The organism is Paraperlucidibaca baekdonensis, from assembly GCF_003387535.1.
Taxonomy (GTDB): Bacteria; Pseudomonadota; Gammaproteobacteria; order Pseudomonadales; family Moraxellaceae; genus Perlucidibaca; species Perlucidibaca baekdonensis.
In genome coordinates, this window is the sequence record NZ_QUNR01000001.1 from 207068 (window position 1) to 222894 (window position 15827).

Annotated in this window: 17 protein-coding genes, 1 other RNA gene and 1 pseudogene; 9 read left to right on the forward strand and 10 right to left on the reverse strand. The window is 58.7% G+C overall.

All coding sequences use genetic code 11. The features are described from left to right. Window positions 1-13 precede the first annotated feature (13 nt). From DFR26_RS00990 to DFR26_RS01020, 7 genes and pseudogenes are all read right to left on the reverse strand, one after another. The gene (locus DFR26_RS00990) at window positions 14-691 is read right to left on the reverse strand and encodes a NuoB/complex I 20 kDa subunit family protein (protein ID WP_116207084.1); all 678 of its coding nucleotides are present in this window, start codon (window positions 689-691) and stop codon (window positions 14-16) included. Between the two features lie 43 nt (window positions 692-734). Beyond that, window positions 735-1058: pseudogene (gene ndhC, locus DFR26_RS00995) on the reverse strand (NADH-quinone oxidoreductase subunit A); the annotation flags it as partial. A gap of 235 nt (window positions 1059-1293) precedes the next feature. Beyond that, the gene (locus DFR26_RS01000; RefSeq protein ID WP_116207086.1) at window positions 1294-2694 is read right to left on the reverse strand and encodes a WS/DGAT/MGAT family O-acyltransferase; all 1401 of its coding nucleotides are present in this window, start codon (window positions 2692-2694) and stop codon (window positions 1294-1296) included. 44 nt (window positions 2695-2738) lie between these two features. Further along, on the reverse strand, window positions 2739-3959 hold the full coding sequence (locus tag DFR26_RS01005) for a UbiH/UbiF/VisC/COQ6 family ubiquinone biosynthesis hydroxylase (RefSeq protein WP_181898941.1): 1221 nt from the start codon (window positions 3957-3959) through the stop codon (window positions 2739-2741). Further along, window positions 3952-5274 carry an FAD-dependent monooxygenase gene (locus tag DFR26_RS01010; protein WP_116207088.1) on the reverse strand — a complete coding sequence of 441 codons (1323 nt, stop codon included), beginning with the start codon at window positions 5272-5274 and terminating at the stop codon, window positions 3952-3954. Before DFR26_RS01010 ends, DFR26_RS01005 begins: the two co-directional genes overlap by 8 nt. After that, window positions 5271-6587: a Xaa-Pro aminopeptidase gene (gene pepP / locus DFR26_RS01015; RefSeq protein WP_116207089.1), complete on the reverse strand. Its 1317-nt coding sequence runs from the start codon at window positions 6585-6587 to the stop codon at window positions 5271-5273. The genes DFR26_RS01010 and pepP overlap by 4 nt, the downstream gene beginning before the upstream one ends. Before the next feature lie 7 nt (window positions 6588-6594). Next, a complete protein-coding gene (locus tag DFR26_RS01020; protein WP_181898942.1) occupies window positions 6595-7185 on the reverse strand; it encodes a UPF0149 family protein in 591 nt (196 codons plus the stop codon). Between the two features lie 30 nt (window positions 7186-7215). On the opposite strand from DFR26_RS01020, the gene DFR26_RS01025 reads away from it, so the two are divergent. The 4 genes from DFR26_RS01025 (at window position 7216) to DFR26_RS01040 (ending at window position 8717) form a co-directional block, all read left to right on the forward strand. Continuing rightward, window positions 7216-7470, forward strand: coding sequence for a DUF904 domain-containing protein (locus DFR26_RS01025; RefSeq protein WP_181898943.1), 255 nt, complete (start codon window positions 7216-7218; stop codon window positions 7468-7470). A 24-nt stretch (window positions 7471-7494) separates the two neighbouring features. Beyond that, complete coding sequence (locus DFR26_RS01030) at window positions 7495-7803, forward strand: cell division protein ZapA (protein ID WP_116207092.1); 309 nt, start codon at window positions 7495-7497, stop codon at window positions 7801-7803. A 98-nt stretch (window positions 7804-7901) separates the two neighbouring features. Continuing rightward, window positions 7902-8083: non-coding RNA, 6S RNA (ssrS, locus tag DFR26_RS01035), on the forward strand. A gap of 7 nt (window positions 8084-8090) precedes the next feature. Beyond that, entirely contained in the window at window positions 8091-8717 is a 627-nt protein-coding gene (locus tag DFR26_RS01040) for a 5-formyltetrahydrofolate cyclo-ligase (RefSeq protein ID WP_116207093.1), read from the forward strand. Here DFR26_RS01040 and DFR26_RS01045 read toward each other — a convergent pair. Both DFR26_RS01045 and DFR26_RS01050 read right to left on the reverse strand, forming a co-directional pair. Beyond that, window positions 8689-9051 carry a hypothetical protein gene (locus DFR26_RS01045; protein ID WP_116207094.1) on the reverse strand — a complete coding sequence of 121 codons (363 nt, stop codon included), beginning with the start codon at window positions 9049-9051 and terminating at the stop codon, window positions 8689-8691. The genes DFR26_RS01040 and DFR26_RS01045 overlap by 29 nt on opposite strands. Window positions 9052-9083: 32 nt before the next feature. Then, window positions 9084-9743 carry a histidinol-phosphatase gene (locus DFR26_RS01050; RefSeq protein ID WP_116207095.1) on the reverse strand — a complete coding sequence of 220 codons (660 nt, stop codon included), beginning with the start codon at window positions 9741-9743 and terminating at the stop codon, window positions 9084-9086. A gap of 140 nt (window positions 9744-9883) precedes the next feature. On the opposite strand from DFR26_RS01050, the gene rppH reads away from it, so the two are divergent. Together rppH and ptsP are read left to right on the forward strand one after the other, a co-directional pair. Next, the gene (rppH, locus tag DFR26_RS01055) at window positions 9884-10375 is read left to right on the forward strand and encodes an RNA pyrophosphohydrolase (RefSeq protein ID WP_116207096.1); all 492 of its coding nucleotides are present in this window, start codon (window positions 9884-9886) and stop codon (window positions 10373-10375) included. A 4-nt stretch (window positions 10376-10379) separates the two neighbouring features. Next, a complete protein-coding gene (gene ptsP / locus DFR26_RS01060) occupies window positions 10380-12683 on the forward strand; it encodes a phosphoenolpyruvate--protein phosphotransferase (protein WP_245952980.1) in 2304 nt (767 codons plus the stop codon). A 32-nt stretch (window positions 12684-12715) separates the two neighbouring features. On the opposite strand, the gene DFR26_RS01065 is transcribed toward ptsP, so the two are convergent. Beyond that, the gene (locus DFR26_RS01065) at window positions 12716-13468 is read right to left on the reverse strand and encodes an NRDE family protein (protein ID WP_116207097.1); all 753 of its coding nucleotides are present in this window, start codon (window positions 13466-13468) and stop codon (window positions 12716-12718) included. 112 nt (window positions 13469-13580) lie between these two features. Here DFR26_RS01065 and lgt point away from each other — a divergent pair, with 112 nt between their 5' ends. The 3 genes from lgt to DFR26_RS01080 are packed head-to-tail and all read left to right on the forward strand — an operon-like array spanning window position 13581 to window position 15789. Further along, window positions 13581-14417 carry a prolipoprotein diacylglyceryl transferase gene (gene lgt, locus DFR26_RS01070; protein WP_116207098.1) on the forward strand — a complete coding sequence of 279 codons (837 nt, stop codon included), beginning with the start codon at window positions 13581-13583 and terminating at the stop codon, window positions 14415-14417. Between the two features lie 2 nt (window positions 14418-14419). Next, window positions 14420-15214 (forward strand): thymidylate synthase, encoded by a 795-nt coding sequence (locus tag DFR26_RS01075; RefSeq protein WP_116207099.1) that lies wholly within the window; start codon window positions 14420-14422, stop codon window positions 15212-15214. Beyond that, window positions 15211-15789 carry a dihydrofolate reductase gene (locus DFR26_RS01080; protein ID WP_220375674.1) on the forward strand — a complete coding sequence of 193 codons (579 nt, stop codon included), beginning with the start codon at window positions 15211-15213 and terminating at the stop codon, window positions 15787-15789. The genes DFR26_RS01075 and DFR26_RS01080 overlap by 4 nt, the downstream gene beginning before the upstream one ends. Window positions 15790-15827: the final 38 nt, after the last annotated feature.

Genomic DNA, 15827 nt, shown 5'->3' on the forward strand with positions numbered 1-15827 from the left:
AATCGGGTAGGCCTTAGACGCTATCGGGGGTGCGTAAATTCACCACCTCGATGCGCTCAGCATTTTTCTCGTCGCGCTTGGGCGTGAGCTCGGGCTTATAAATGCCTTGATCGCCCACGACCCACGACAGCGGGCGACGCTCTTTGCCAATTTGCTCTTGCAAGGTCATCAAGGCCTGCAAAAATGCCTCAGGGCGCGGCGGGCAACCGGGAATATAGACATCGACCGGCAAGAATTTATCGACACCTTGCACCACCGAATAGATATCGTACATGCCGCCCGAGTTGGCGCAGGCGCCCATCGAAATCACCCATTTTGGCTCGAGCATTTGCTCATAGAGACGCTGCACCACGGGGGCCATTTTCATGAAACACGTGCCGGCAACCACCATCACGTCGGCTTGGCGGGGCGAGGCGCGGATGACCTCAGCACCAAAACGCGCCACGTCGTGCGGGGCGGTAAAGGCGGTGGCCATTTCCACATAGCAGCAGGAGAGGCCGAAGTTATACGGCCACAGCGAATTTTTGCGGCCCCAATTCACGGCACCATGAATCATGTCTTCGAGGCGGCCAAGGAAGATGCTCTTGTTGACCTGCTCTTCGACAGGGTCCATGACACCTTTGGTGGTTTGCTGAATAGGGTAAACGTCGTTGGCGGCGTTAGGATCAACTTTGGTGAGGGTGTATTTCATGGGCGTTGCCTCAGGATGCTTTTTTGTCGGCCGCTAAACGCGCCGCACGCTTGCGTCTAGCTTCGGGCGCCCAGTCGAGCGCGCCAATACGCCAGAGATAAAACAGACCGGCGAGCAGTACAAAAATGAAAATGGCGGCTTCAATAAAGCCCATCCAGCCGGCTTCGCGAATGGAAATGGCCCAGGCGTAGAGAAATAAGGCTTCAACATCGAAGATCACGAAAAACATCGCGACCAAATAAAACTTGGCGGAGACGCGCAGGCGCGCGCCACCTTGGGGCACGATGCCGGACTCGAAGGGATCATTTTTGGCTCGACCCCAATCACGACCGCCCAGCAAAAAGGGGACAAACAGCATGAAGCAACACATGCCGACAATGCCGAGTAGAAAGATGCCGAAAGACCAATAACTGGCTGTTTCCATGACGTCTGGCGTCATTGCTCACTCCTCAGTCGCACCGCTGTTAATGGCTGCTTTTCAGGCAAATAGGAAATTTGCTCAAAAATCAGCCACCACGAACTAGATTTGGCGCGGAGGATACGCTTTCAGGCGATTTAATTCCACACCACGATGGTGGCAATTAGCTAGCTGAGCATGACTTTTAAGCCGCCGTTACGCGACCCTCGCTGCCAAGGTCCTGCTCAATTTCCGCCAGCGCCTCGCCCAAATACACCGCAATTTTTTGCACATGTGGCAATGCCACGCGGCACGCCGTGAAGCCAAAGTGTAAATGGCCATCGTAAGACAGTAGCGTAATGTTGAGCGCCTGACCGTTGAAGATCAGTGACACTGGGTAGGCGCTGAGTAAGCGTGCACCATTTAGGTACAAGACTTCCATGGGGCCGGGTACGTTGGAGACCATGGTGTTGTACATGGGACGCTTGGTGCGCGCCGCCAAACCGGTCATCTGGCCAATCATAAATGGCGCCATGAGCAAGTTGGTGTAGAGCGTTAGCGCTGGCTTGGTCATGGTGCCGAGCAAGTCTTTATTGGCCTGCATGGACGCCTTGATGTGCTGAAAGCGCGCCTTGGGGTCGGCAATATGGGTACCGAGCGAGGCCAGTGCGAGACTGATGCCATTGCCTTCGCCCGCCTCTTCGCGCGTACGCAGCGACACCGGAATCGATGACACCAGCGGCTTGGCCGGCAAGTCGCCTTGCTCCAACAGATAGCGCCGCAGCGCGGTGGCACAGACCGCCAGCACGATGTCATTGAGTGTGCCGCCGGCGCGCTCGGCCACGGCTTTCATGCGATCGATGGGCAGACTTTGGGTGGCAAAACGGCGTTGCGGACTAACCACGGCATTGAGCGAGCAACTTGGCGAGCGGTAGGGCCCGATCAAGCCAGACTCGGGGGCGGCGCGCAGCATGCGCATCCACGCGCGAAATGACTGGCCCAAGACACTAAGCACGCTGGTGCGCGCCAAGGCTTGCGCCGACTCGGCAATGGCTTTTGGCACGGCGGCACTGGCGCGCTTGAGTGGCGGCATCGCCCAAAACGCGGGCATATCGAGGTTGCTGGGGTCGGGGCTTAGGCAGCGGCTCATGGTGCGCGAGCCGGACATGCCATCCATTAGCGCGTGATGAATCTTGAAATACAACGCGAAGCTGCCATCGTGCAGGCCTTCAATAACCGTGCACTCCCACAAGGGCCGATTTTTATCGAGCGGCTGGCTGTGCAAGCGCGAGATCAGCACGCCGAGTTCGCGTTCGCCACCCGGATGCGGCAAGGCGGCATGACGCAGGTGATAGTCAATGTCGATGCGCTCATCGGGCTCCCACGCCGGCGCGACTTTGCTGCCAACGCCGGTGCGCAAGCGCAGATTAAACGGCGACTGGTCGACCGGATACGTTTTCATGCGCGCGACCATTTGGCCGACCCACTCAGGGCCCGCGCCTTCTGGCAGCGCGTAGCGATGCAGCATGGCGACATGCATATAGGCATCGCGCGATTCGGCGTTAAGAAAAAACGAGTCGGCGAGACTGAGGCGCTTAGCGGCCATGGGGGCATCCTGCGGTGTTATTATTTTGCGCTAGGTTAGCGAACTCAGGCGCGTCCCTGCAATGCCGTCTGTGCTATGCGCTGTTTGATAAGGCCACTGTGATCAAACAGGCTCATGCCGCGATTACGCAGCACCCGCAGGGCCGGCAGCTCGCTGGCAAACAGCGCGTCGAATCCGCTCATGGCATGCATCATCAGGCTATTGTGACCGCGCCGGGCACGGCTGTACTGGCGCTGCGCCCGCTCATGCGACCACGGCAGACCGGCATGACGTTGCGCCACCAGCGCCTGCACCAGCGCCGCCGCATCAAGAAAGCCTAAGTTCACGCCCTGACCGGCGAGCGGATGAATGCTGTGCGCGGCATCGCCAATCAGCACCACACCATCGCGGCAATAATGCTCGGCCTGCTGTGCCACCAGCGGAAAACTCGCGCGCTCACCGAGTAGTTTCACGCCACCAAGCTGATGCTCAAAGGCCTGCGCCAAGGCCTGCTCAAACTCAGTCGTCGGCAGGGCTTCATAGGCCTTGGCCTGCGCCGCTGGCAAGGTCCACACAATCGATGACTGCTGCGGATGATCGGTGGGCAAAAATGCCAGCGGCCCGGTCGTCAAAAAGCGCTGCCACGCCGTGGCCTCATGCGGCTTGTCGTGGCTGACCGTGCACACCAAGCCGCGCTGATGATAGTCGCGCCGCGCCACGGCGATGCCGGCGGCCTCGCGCACGCGCGACTGCGCGCCATCGGCAGCAATGATTACTGGCGCGCTCAAGGTGTCGCCATTGGCCAAGGTCAGCTGCCAATCGTGTAAGCGACGCTCAAGACTCGTCCACGCCTGCGGCGCGTACACGTTTAAGCCCGGATCGGGCGTGAGTTGCTGCCAGAGCGCGGTTTGCAGCGCGGCGTTTTCCATCAACACGCCAAGGTGCTCAACGCCGGCTTGGCGCGCGGAGAAATGCACACGGCCGGTGCCATCGGCATCCCAAACGCGCATATCGCCATAGGGTGATGGCCGCAACAATGACCAATGCTTTTGCAGCCCCGCATCCTGCAAAAATTGCACACTCTCCGGCGACAGCGCCGAGACCCGCAAGCCCCAAGGCGCGTTGGCAGCGGCTGGTGTCGGCGGCAACGCCTGCTCCACCACGGCAATACGCAGATCGCGCGCAATGGCATGCTGGCGCAACGCCAAGACACAGGCGCTGCCGACTAAGCCAGCGCCAACCACAATGAGATCAAACACCGACGGTGTCGGCTCGAGTTCAGACATGGCTGAGCCCCATGGCATAGCGCGCCAACGCGGGTTTGGCGCCGGGCAGCACATCAAAACCGACCAGACCTACATTACGCAGCCAACTCACTAGCGGCTGCGCCGTGGAGAAGCCGCGCACCAAGCTGTCGGAGAAACGAATAATTTGCGACTGATCTTGCTCGCGGGCGGCGGCATAAGTAGCTAAATCGCCAGCATCGCCCAAATCTTTGCCCTGCTGATGAGCTTCGGCAAGCTGCGCACTCAGCACCAGGGCATCACGCACGCAGAGGTTATAGCCCTGACCGGCAACCGGATGCAGGCTGTGCGCGGCATTGCCCAAAATCACCGCGCGGCCTTGCACTTGCTGGCTGGCGACCATCAAGGCCAATGGGTAGGCGTGGCGCTGACCAACACGGCGAAAACGCCCTGCACGACGACCAAAGGCCTGCTGCAAGGCCTGCATAAAGCCGGCGTCATCGAGCGCCTGTACGCGTGCCGCTTCGGCATCGCTCAGCGCCCACACCAGCGAGCGCCGACAGCCGGGCTGGGCGGCATCGATGGCATCTGGCTGGTCGGGTAGCGGTAGCAAGGCAATCGGGCCATCGGCGGTGAAGCGCTCGAAGGCAACTTGCGCGTGCGGCAGGCTGGTTTCGCAGGCGGTCACAATAGCCGTTTGGCCATAAGGCTGACTGCGCACATCGACACCGAGCCAGGCGCGACTTTGCGACTGCGCGCCATCGGCGGCAATGAGTAGTGGTGTGGTTAACGTGATGTCGTCTGAGGCACTCATCGGCGCATTGATGGAAGCGCTGCTTGGGTCACTCGCAGCGGCCATGCTCGACGACATTTGTGCCGCTGGCCGATAGCGTACCTGCGCCATCTCACCCGTGCTCGTCACCTCGGTGACCTGCACACCGTCGATCAGCGTCACCGAGGGGCATTGACGCAGCGCCGCCAGCAACACCGCACCGAGCCAGGCATTTTCCACCACATAGCCGAAGCTATCGACATACTCTTCAGCGGCATTCAAACGCGCCATGCCGAAATGACCTTTGTCGGACACATGAATCTGATGAATCGGCGTGGCATGCGGTGCCAACTGCGGCCAGACACCGAGGTCTTTAAAGGCCTCAATGCTGCGCCGCGACAGCGCGGTATTGCGTGCATCAAAACTCGGCGTGTAGCTCGGCATCGCACCCGGCGCCAGCGCCGGCGGCAAGCGCGCAGCCTCTAGCAGGGTCACCGGCAAGGTTGGCGCGGCCTTGGCCATCAACAGCGCCAAGGTCACGCCCACCATGCCGCCACCAACAATCACCACGCCCGACTCACTCATGCGCTGCCCACCAAGGCTTCAATCTCGGCAATGGTCTTTGGCGCTTTCGCGGTCAACACCAGCGGCCCGGTCTCGGTGACCAGCACATCATCCTCAATACGAATGCCAATGCCCCGCCAACGCGCCTCCACGGTGTCGTCATCGGGGGCGATATACAGCCCCGGCTCCACGGTCAGCACCATGCCCGGCGCCAGCGCGCGCCACTGACCATCCACACGATAATCGCCGACATCGTGGACATCCATACCCAGCCAATGGCCGGTGCGGTGCATATAAAAGCGCCGATAATCGCCCGCCTCAATGACCGCCTCAAGCTCGCCTTTAAGCAAACCCAGGTCAAGCAATCCCTGACACAGCACGCGCACCGCCGCTTCGTGTGGCGCTTGCCAAGACTGGCCCACCTGCACTACCGCAATGGCCGCTAGCTGCGCCGCCAGCACCACATCATATAAGGCCTTTTGTTCAGCCGAGAAACGGCCATTGACCGGGAAAGTGCGGGTGATGTCGGCAGCGTAATACTGCAATTCGCCGCCAGCGTCGATGAGCACTAAATCGCCATCGCGCAGTTCGGCGTTGTTGTCGGTGTAATGCAAAATACAGGCATTCGCGCCGCTACCGACAATGCTGCCATACGCCGGCGCGATGCAGCCGTGGCGCGTAAAGCTATGCAGCAACTCGGCTTCGAGCTCATATTCATAGCGGCCCGGCTTCGCCACCGCCATGGCGCGGCGGTGGCCCTCAGCGCTCAAATCCGCCGCCGCCTGCATGATGGCAATCTCTGCAGCCGACTTAATCAGCCGCAGCGGGTGCAACGCGCTATCGATCGCGTGTAATGACTCCGGCGCTTGCACACCGGCGCGGCTTTGCGCCCGCACGGCATTCATCCAGCCGGCCAGCGTGCTATCAAAAGCTGTGCCCATGGGCGCAAAGACGCGCTGGCGGCCAGCGAGAAGGCCGGGCATCTGGGTGTCGGCCTCAGTCATGACAAAGGCCTGATCGGCGCCATAGTCACGCACGGCGCCCTCAGGCCCCGCCCGATAGCCATTCCAAATTTCCATGGCGCGGTCACGATCGCGGCAAAACAGCACAAATTCACCTTCTGCGCGACCGGGCAATAACACCAGCAGCGCCTCCGGCTCAGCAAAGCCGGTGAGGTAATAAAAGTCCGAATCTTGGCGATAGCGATACTCGGTGTCGCGATTGCGGCGATGATGCACAGCGGCGGCAATCACCACCGCAGCATCGGGCCCCACGCGCGCCATCAGCGCCGCGCGGCGGGCAGCAAATTCTTCTGGCGAAATGCCAAGCTGCATAAAAACCTCAGTGCAAAGTAGGGTCTGTGGACTCTGGCGCGTCGTGGGCATGCTCTTCGCGCGGCGCCATTTCCTCAAATAAATGCATGGCTGCCAAGCGCACAAACTCGTGCAATTCTAAATACGCCGCCTCACCTTCTTCATCATCGTCATCGACTGTATCGACTTGGGTGATGTGCGCGAGATCTTGCAAGGTCTCGCGCATGGTTTCCTCGGCCAGCACCGGGCTATTGGCCGGCGCCCCTAAGCCAATGCCGGCGAGCAGCCCGCGGCAAAAATCGGCGAGCGCCACCACACGCGCCGCAAGCGGCTCTTCGTCATCCGGCAACATGGGCTTATAGGCCAGCTCATCCGCGTTGAAGTCTTCTAGCGTTTGTAATTGCAACTGCCAGAGACTAGCGATCATGGCATCGTTAAATGCTTGCGCGGGATCGGCATGGCTTTCGAGCGTCTTAATTAAGGCATGACGATTGAGCCGTGCGCCAGACGCCAACAGCCCAGACATTAAGCCGTGCAGCTCCGAGCTACTGCAATCGGCATTTGCCTCGGTTAACGCGAGCGCGAGCGATTCAACGCTGGGCAAAAGAGCTGCTTGCATGATGACGGCCTCCTGTTGGCATGAGCTGAGATGAATCTTATAGTAGCGGCTGACTTTCTTCACGGCGAACCGAACATGCGTGAACAAGATTTCCAGGCACTGAGCGGTCATCTCGAGCAATTATTGGCGCGTTACCACGCCAGCCAACAACACTGCACGGCGCTTGAAGCGCGCATTCAGGCGCTAGAAAACGAACGCGAAGATTTAAAGCACCGCAATGAGGTGGCGCGCGATCGCGTCGAAGCCATCATTACGCGACTAAAAGCCCTCGACACATCGAGCTAATGCACACTTGAGCGCAGACCATTTATGAGCAGCGAACACCACACGCTCGATATTTTTATCCTCGACAAGGCCTATAAAATTGCCTGTCCGCCTGCCGAGCAAGACAACTTGCAGCGCGCTGCGCAGTTTCTCGACCGCAAAATGCGCGAGATTCGTGGCAGCGGCAAAGTTTTGGGCCTTGAGCGGATTGCCGTGATTGCCGCGCTCAACATTAGCCACGAATTACTCAGCCGCCAACAAGCTGAGCATGAGCCGCAAGTCGGTGCCGACGCCGTCGCTGGCCTATTAAAGCGTCTAGAAACTGCGCTGGCTGAGGACACATCAAGCACTTAGGCACTAAAACGCATTTGTTAGCAATCTCAGCACTGAAGAACAACGGTTTTATAACAGACAAGCCTTAGCAATCTGGCAGCAGATGCGTATACTAAATTTCTTCTCTGGGGTGTTCGCCAGTTTGTCAGATCCCCTGAGCCGATGTTTAAACCATTGGGATGCGTTCGTTTATAGCGGTGTGCATGTCCGCCCGTCGGAAAGCCTAATGTTATGACGCCGCCTCCCCCTTGAACCGCAGGGTTCAAGGGTGACGATAAACAGCGGCACGCTCGGAGAAACTTCGCTTCATGGACTTTTCGTTCAAGCACACGAAACACGCCCTCCGCCAGCATTTGCGCGCACAGCGCAGACAATACTCCGCCGCGCACCAGCAGCGCGCCGCTCAGCGACTTGCCTACTATTTACAGCGACTTGTCGGCCAGCACCGTTGGCAGCATGTCGCTTTGTATTGGCCCAGCGATGGCGAAATTGACCCCAGCTTGTTTGCTCGCTATTTACAGCGTCGCGGTGTGCGGTTGTATTTGCCGGTTGTCCTGCAGAGACACGGTCTTCGCTTTGTTGAGGCGCCCGCGCAAGCGTTCAGCGTGCGCCATCGTCAACAGTTGCGCCAACAACGCTGGCCCGGCAAACGCAATCGCTATGGTTTACGCGAGCCGATTGGGCGCGGCGCCATTGCCGCACACCAGCTCGATGCCCTGCTCATGCCATTGGTGGGGTTTGATCGCCAAGGTCAGCGCCTCGGCATGGGTGGTGGTTTCTACGACCGAGTCGTGGCGCGCTTGCATCGCCGCGTACGGCGCCCGCAGCTCATTGGCTTGGCGCATGCTACTCAAGAACACACGCAGCTAGTTAGTGAGCCGTGGGATCAAGCCGTCGATGTGGTGGTTACGGACGCGGGGCATCGGCGTCGCTAGCGAGCAACTGCAAACGCTCATTGGCGAGTACATCAAGCACGTGCAGCTTTTGCTCAAAGGTCATGCTTGGAATCAAATCCGCCCATTGCGTGCGTTGCTCGCTCGCGCGCTGATCAGCCTGCGTTAGGACATCGGTGAGCGCCGCATTGAGACGCGCAATGTCTTGATCTTGGGCAATTTCGGCAATGACTTTGTCTTTTTCTGCTGCGGATGCGCTCAGGCGCGTGGCATCCCGCGAGGTCAAGCCACTGACGCCGTTATTGAGACCGGCCCATTGCAAGCTGCATGCTGCCAATAACATCACCACACCAAACAAGCTGATTATGCGACGCATGATGATTCCCCAAGGCTCATTAAGCAGCTGACTTAATCACGAAGACTGAGTTGTTGCCAGCCCCGCTCATCGGCAATGCGTGACAACACGGCATCGGCATCGACTGCGACGGGATGCGCCACGCACTCGAGTAGCGGCAAATCATTGCGCGAGTCGGAGTAAAACCACGCTTCGTCGAGGCGGCCATGATGCGCGTTTATCCACGCCTTGAGGCGCGTGATTTTGCCTGCTTGGAAGCAGGGCGTGCCGTGCAGGCGCCCCGTGTAATGGCCACGCGCATCTTGCTCGGGTTCAGTGGCAATCAGATGCTCAACACCCAAGCGCTGCGCAATCGGCGCGGTGACGAAACGATTGGTTGCGGTAATGATGACCAGCGTATGGCCAAGGGCACGATGCTTGTCGAGCAACGCCTGCGCTTTCGGCAACAGCATGGGCTCAACACGCTCACGCATAAATTCAGCGTGCCATTGCGCCAAAGTCGCTGGCGTATTGCGCGCCAACACAGCAAAAACAAACTCGCAAAATGCGCGAATATCCAGCGTTCCGGCCTGATAATCGGCGAAAAAGCCATCATTAGCACGTGCATAAGCCGCTGCATCAACATGGCCTTTTTCAGCCAAAAATTCGCCCCATGCGTGGTCGGAATCGCCGGCCAACAGCGTGTTATCTAAGTCAAACAGTGCAAGCGTCATCGTCAGCTCAGCTTATGCGTTTAAGAATGCCAGCTAAGGATAACCACTTAGTGCGAAAAAATCGCGGCTCATCCTTGCCGATATGACGGCGCTGCGGTACTAATACAGTCAATAAACTCAAGATTTTCAAGGACTCTCCAGTGATCGACGGGGACGGCTTCAGGCCCAATGTGGGCATCATCATTTGTAATGCCATGGGCGATGTGTTGTGGGCTAAACGCTATGGTCACGACGCGTGGCAGTTTCCACAAGGCGGCATCAGCGAGGGCGAATCGCCAGAGCAAGCCATGTATCGCGAGCTCTGGGAAGAGGTGGGGCTAGAGCGCGATGACGTTAAAATCCTCGCGCAGACCCGCGGCTGGCTGCGCTACCGATTGCCTAAGCGCTTCATTCGTAACGATAAACCGCCGTTATGCATTGGCCAAAAACAGAAATGGTTTTTGCTGCAGCTGGTCGGCGCTGAGTCGCGCATTGCCCTCGATAAACAGCGCCCCGCCGAGTTTGATCGCTGGCAATGGGTGAGCTACTGGTACCCGCTCGACCAAGTGGTGTCGTTTAAACGAGAGGTCTACCGCAAGGCCTTAAAAGAGCTCCAGGCACGCGTGCCGGTTGCCACCGCCCAAGCAGGATAAGCTCATGCCATTGACCACCGAGCCGAGCATGCTGGAAATTCTTCGCCGCATCGTTCAGGAAGTTGACTCCGCTCCAACATTCCAAGCGGCGCTCGACGTGCTCGTGGCCTCGGTGCGCGACACCACCGGCACCGAAGTGTGCTCCGTGTATCTGCTCGACGAACGCAATAATCGCCTCGTGCTGATGGCCAACGAAGGCTTCAATCCGCGCTCCATTGGCGTGGTGAGCATGGCCATGGATGAGGGCCTGGTGGGCCTGTGCGCCAGCCGCGAAGAGCCTATCAACCTGCAAGATGCCGCCAAACACCCGCGCTATCGCTACTTTCCCGAGACCGGCGAGGAGCATTACAACGCCTTTTTAGGGGTGCCAATCATGCACCGCCGCAAGGTATTGGGCGTGCTGGTAGTGCAACAGTTTGATAACCGCCGCTTTGATGAGGGCGAGGTGGCCTTTATGGTCACGCTCTCGGCGCAGCTTTCCGGCGTGGTGGCGCATGCCAAAGTGCTGGGCCAGCTTGAGATTGTGAAGGGTTCACGCGCCACGCCAACGCAGGTTTATCAAGGCCTCACTGGCGCAGCGGGCGTCACACTTGGTCGCGCCGTGGTGCTCTACCCGCCAGCCGATCTGGACCAAGTGCCTGATCGTGCGGTTGACGATGTGGATAGCGAGCTGTTGCTGCTGAAAAACGCGCTCAATACGGTACGCGCCAATGTTCGCGCCCTCGACGAGCGCATGGGCGACAGCTTAATGCCCGAGGAGCGCGCACTCTTTGATGTGTACTTGCGCATGCTCGATGACAACGCGCTGGGCGGTGAAATTGCCGAGCGCATTGAAGGCGGCAACTGGGCGCAGGGCGCGCTGCGCGAAGTCATCGATACGCATATGCAAAACTTCGCCATGATGGACGATCCGTATTTGCGCGAACGCATGTCGGATGTGCGCGATCTTGGCCTGCGCTTATTGGCCCAGCTGCAAGAGCAAGAAAGCGATGAAACCCGCGAGTTCCCCGACAATAGCATCTTGATCGGCGAAGATATCTCCACCGCCATGCTCCTTGAAGCACCGCTCGATAAAGTCTGCGGCGTGGTCTCAGCCACCGGCGCGGCGAATTCACACATGGCCATTGTGGCAAGAGCACTGGGCATCCCGACCGTGGTGGGCGTGAGCGATATGCCCATCACCTCGCTCGATGACGCCGAGATGATCGTCGATGGCTATGTTGGCCGCGTTTATGTGCAGCCCTCGCGCGTGCTGCGCAAACGCTACAAAGACATCATCAAAGAAGAGCAGCAGCTGACTGCCGGCCTCGATGCCTACAAAGACCGTGAAGCGGTCACGCCCGATGGCTTTGCGGTGTCGCTGTGCGTCAATACTGGCTTGATGGCCGATGTCGCGCGCGCCAAAGAGCGTGGCGCCGAGGGCGTCGGGCTGTATCGCTCAGAAATTCCGTTTATGTTGCGCGAGCGCTTTCCCGGCGAGGAGGAGCAGCGGCAGATTTATCGTCAGCAGCTAGAAGCCTTTGCACCAAAGCCGGTGACCATGCGTACGCTCGATATTGGCGGCGATAAAGACCTGCCGTATTTCCCGATTGAGGAAGATAATCCGGCGCTGGGCTGGCGCGGCATTCGCATCACACTCGACCATCCTGAGATTTTCATGGTGCAAGTGCGCGCCATGTTAAAGGCCGCTACTGGCCTGAATAACCTGCACATTTTATTGCCCATGGTGACCTCGGTCAGCGAGGTAGAAGACGCCGTGGCGCTGATTCATCGCGCAGTGGAAGAACTGCAAGAGGAAAATGAGTTTGCCGTGAGCCTGCCGCGTATCGGCGTCATGGTTGAGGTGCCGGCGACCATCATCCAAATTGCCGATCTGTGCCGTTTGGTCGACTTTGTCAGCATCGGCTCCAATGACTTAACGCAATACCTGCTTGCCGTGGATCGCAACAACGCTCGCGTCGCCGACCTTTACTCGCCGTATCATCCGGCGGTGTTGCGCGCGGTGCGCTATGTGGTCAATGAAGTGCATCGCGTCGGCAAGCCGGTGAGTATTTGTGGCGAGATGGCCGGCGACCCGGGCACCGCCATTTTGCTGATGGCCATGGGCTTCGACACGCTGTCGATGAGCGCCAGCAACCTGCTGAAAGTGCGCAAAGCCATTTGCCTAACGCCGATGGCACAGGCGAGAGCCTTGCTCGAGCGGGTGCTGGCTTTCGATAAGCCCGAGGATATTCGCGCCGAAGTGGAAGAAGAACTCACGGCGCTGGGCTTGATTGACCTACTACGGCCGAGCACCAGCGCGGCGTAGCGGCGGAACCTATACACGCACAGTGCTAATGCTTACCGATCAATGCCAAACTGCAGTCGCTGACCGGTATTAAAATCTTCCTCATGCCAGCTAATGTGCTCGCGGCCAAGTCGCAGCCACGTTGAGTTACGCGTGCCGTAGGCCGATGTGCGAATACAAATGGGCGATAACGTGCGCTCCATGTCTAGGCCAACGCCGGTATCCGGCAGCTCGGCATCGGCTGCCGGCGACGTATCACTCAATAGCGCCAACGCGGCATCGGCTGGCGCAGCCGCATCAGCCCGCTGCTCGGCAACAAAGGTTTGCGCGCCCGCCAGCAAGCGCTGCAATTTCGGCCACGGCGTATTCACACGCGCATTCGACAAGCCATGCCAGCCAGCATCTAGCGCCTGCGCGTGGCCGCGATCATCGACACACCAGAGCTGCTGCGCATCACACAGCAATAAGTTAAAGCCTGCATAGTCAGATGCTTGCTCGGCAATGCGCGTGGCTGTAATGAAAGCCGACTCGTCGCCGGTTAAAAATTGCGCCACCAGCTCGCCACGACTGCGCAAGCCACCCTCACGCGTTGGGTCACGATAATTGGTCAATGCGGCAAAGCGCCCTGTGCGGGTTACACCCATCCACGTACCGCCCGCCACCAAGTCGCGACCGGCCAACACCTGCGGCGCCTCCAACCAATATTGTGTGGGTGCCGCCGGACGCGCGAGAAACTCATCGCGATTGGCCCACACTTGCAATGGCAAATCGCTATCAGGCTGCCAGTGGAACGCTAGTAAACACATGCGCATCTTCCTGTGTAAAAAAGCCGTGCAGATCGTCGCGCGATCAACCGCCACGCATGACCAGAGCCACTAAGTGTCTTATGATGCAGGCAGTTTGTAAAAGGATGCGTTCATGCTCACTTACCCGCATATCGACCCAATTGCCCTCAGTCTCGGCCCACTCAAAGTACATTGGTATGGCCTCATGTATTTGTTTGGCTTTGGCTCGGCTTATTTGCTCGCTTTGTGGCGCGCCAAGCGCATCGGCTGGAGCAATGACCAAGTCGCTGATCTGATTTTTTATGCGGCCATGGGTGTGATTATTGGTGGCCGCTTGGGCTATGTTTTTTTCTACGGCTTCGATCGTTTCATTAACGATCCGCTCTGGGCCTTTCGCCTCTGGGAAGGCGGCATGAGCTTTCACGGCGGCTTCTTGGGCGTCTTGGTCGCGGGCTTTTTATTCGCCCGCCGCTACAACACGCCCTGGCTAGAAATCACCGATTTATTTGCCGTTATTGTGCCACCCGGCCTGATGTTTGGCCGCCTGGGCAATTTTATCGGTGGTGAGCTGTGGGGCCGTCCGGTGACCAATCCCGAGCTACCGTGGGGCATGGTATTTCCGCATGTCGATGCGCTCGCGCGTCATCCCTCACAGCTTTATGAAGCGCTATTTGAAGGCTTGCTGCTGTTTCTGGTGATCTTTATTTTCACGCTTAAACCGCGCCCACGCATGGCCGCCTCGTCGCTATTTCTGATTGGCTACGGCCTCGCGCGCTTCATCATCGAGTTCTACCGCGAGCCCGACGTCGACCAAGGCTTTGTGCTATTCGACTGGATGACCAAGGGCCAAATGCTCACCGCGCCGATGATCGTGCTCGGCGTGGTGTTGCTGGCCATTTCCTATCGCAAAAGCAATGTCGCGCGCGTGGCTGAGCAAACACGAGCAGCACAGGCGAAACGGAGCCGCTAATCATGCAGCAATACCTCGACTTACTGGCTCGCGCCCGCCATCAAGGCACGTTTAAAAGCGATCGCACCGGCACCGGCACCTACTCCGTGTTTGGCCATCAAATGCGCTTTAATTTAGCCGATGGCTTTCCAGTGCTGACCACGAAAAAATTGCACTTGAAGTCCATCATCCATGAGCTGCTGTGGTTTTTGGCCGGCGACACCAATATTGCCTATTTGAAAGAAAACGGCGTGCGTATTTGGGACGAGTGGGCCGATGAAAACGGCGATCTCGGCCCAGTCTATGGCTATCAATGGCGCTCGTGGCCAGCGCCCGATGGCCGCCACATCGACCAAATCAGCCACGTGGTCAATATGATCAAGACCAACCCCGACTCGCGCCGGCTGATTGTTTCCGCATGGAATCCGGCGCTCGTCGATGACATGGCGCTACCGCCATGCCACGCGCTATTTCAGTTTTACGTGGCCGATGGCAAGCTGTCTTGTCAGCTTTATCAGCGCAGCGCCGATATCTTTTTGGGCGTGCCGTTTAACATCGCCTCCTATGCCTTACTCACGCTGATGGTCGCGCAAGTCTGTGGCCTGCAAGCCGGCGATTTTGTTTGGACCGGCGGCGACTGCCATCTCTACAGCAACCACGTGGAACAGGCCGATACGCAGCTCGCGCGCACGCCAGGTCCACTGCCATCACTGCGCATCAACCCCAATATCACCGATCTTTTTGCCTTTCGCTTCGATGACTTCACGCTCGAAGGCTACGAAGCGCAAGCGCATATTGCCGCCAAGGTAGCCGTATGAATCCTGAACTGCTGCGCGGGGAAGTCCCCGACGACCTGCAAGACTCATTGCCCGATGATGCCGTGCGCGTCTCGCTGATTGTCGCCATGGCCAGCAATCGCTGCATCGGCATTAATAACGAGCTGCCGTGGAAGCTGCCGGAGGATCTGAAATACTTCAAGCAGGTCACCAGCGGCAAAGCCATCATCATGGGGCGCACCACGTTTGATTCCTTAGGTCGGCCACTACCCAATCGCACCAATATCGTCATGACTCGCGATGCGCACTGGGAAGGCCCGATTGGCACGCGCGTCGTGCACTCGCTGGAAGCCGCGTTGGCGCTGGCCGAAGCCGTGGCGGTGAGTAACTATCAAGATGAAATCGTGGTGATCGGCGGTGCTGAAATCTACGCACAGCTGCTGCCGCAAGTTGACCGGCTCTACATCACCGAGGTGCATGCTGAGGTGGCCGGCGATGCTTTTTTCCCTGAGGTCGCCGCTACCGACTGGCAAGAGGTGTCGCGACGCGCCTGTCGCGACGAGACCAGCGGCATGGGCTACGACTTTGTCGTGTATGAGCGCGTGCTCGCCGCCTAACACATCGCCTTGATGGACCATCGTTGCTAACAGGAGTG

Excerpts from the sequence above, each read along its gene's own strand:
- DFR26_RS00990 (WP_116207084.1), bottom strand. The coding sequence starts at position 691 with ATGAAATACACCCTCACCAAAGTTGATCCTAACGCCGCCAACGACGTT.
- DFR26_RS01000 (WP_116207086.1), bottom strand. The coding sequence starts at position 2,694 with ATGGCCGCTAAGCGCCTCAGTCTCGCCGACTCGTTTTTTCTTAACGCC.
- DFR26_RS01005 (WP_181898941.1), bottom strand. The coding sequence starts at position 3,959 with ATGTCTGAACTCGAGCCGACACCGTCGGTGTTTGATCTCATTGTGGTT.
- DFR26_RS01010 (WP_116207088.1), bottom strand. The coding sequence starts at position 5,274 with ATGAGTGAGTCGGGCGTGGTGATTGTTGGTGGCGGCATGGTGGGCGTG.
- pepP (WP_116207089.1), bottom strand. The coding sequence starts at position 6,587 with ATGCAGCTTGGCATTTCGCCAGAAGAATTTGCTGCCCGCCGCGCGGCG.
- DFR26_RS01020 (WP_181898942.1), bottom strand. The coding sequence starts at position 7,185 with ATGCAAGCAGCTCTTTTGCCCAGCGTTGAATCGCTCGCGCTCGCGTTA.
- DFR26_RS01025 (WP_181898943.1), top strand. The coding sequence starts at position 7,216 with ATGAATCTTATAGTAGCGGCTGACTTTCTTCACGGCGAACCGAACATG.
- DFR26_RS01030 (WP_116207092.1), top strand. The coding sequence starts at position 7,495 with ATGAGCAGCGAACACCACACGCTCGATATTTTTATCCTCGACAAGGCC.
- DFR26_RS01040 (WP_116207093.1), top strand. The coding sequence starts at position 8,091 with ATGGACTTTTCGTTCAAGCACACGAAACACGCCCTCCGCCAGCATTTG.
- DFR26_RS01045 (WP_116207094.1), bottom strand. The coding sequence starts at position 9,051 with ATGCGTCGCATAATCAGCTTGTTTGGTGTGGTGATGTTATTGGCAGCA.
- DFR26_RS01050 (WP_116207095.1), bottom strand. The coding sequence starts at position 9,743 with ATGACGCTTGCACTGTTTGACTTAGATAACACGCTGTTGGCCGGCGAT.
- ptsP (WP_245952980.1), top strand. The coding sequence starts at position 10,380 with ATGCCATTGACCACCGAGCCGAGCATGCTGGAAATTCTTCGCCGCATC.
- DFR26_RS01065 (WP_116207097.1), bottom strand. The coding sequence starts at position 13,468 with ATGTGTTTACTAGCGTTCCACTGGCAGCCTGATAGCGATTTGCCATTG.
- lgt (WP_116207098.1), top strand. The coding sequence starts at position 13,581 with ATGCTCACTTACCCGCATATCGACCCAATTGCCCTCAGTCTCGGCCCA.
- DFR26_RS01075 (WP_116207099.1), top strand. The coding sequence starts at position 14,420 with ATGCAGCAATACCTCGACTTACTGGCTCGCGCCCGCCATCAAGGCACG.
- DFR26_RS01080 (WP_220375674.1), top strand. The coding sequence starts at position 15,211 with ATGAATCCTGAACTGCTGCGCGGGGAAGTCCCCGACGACCTGCAAGAC.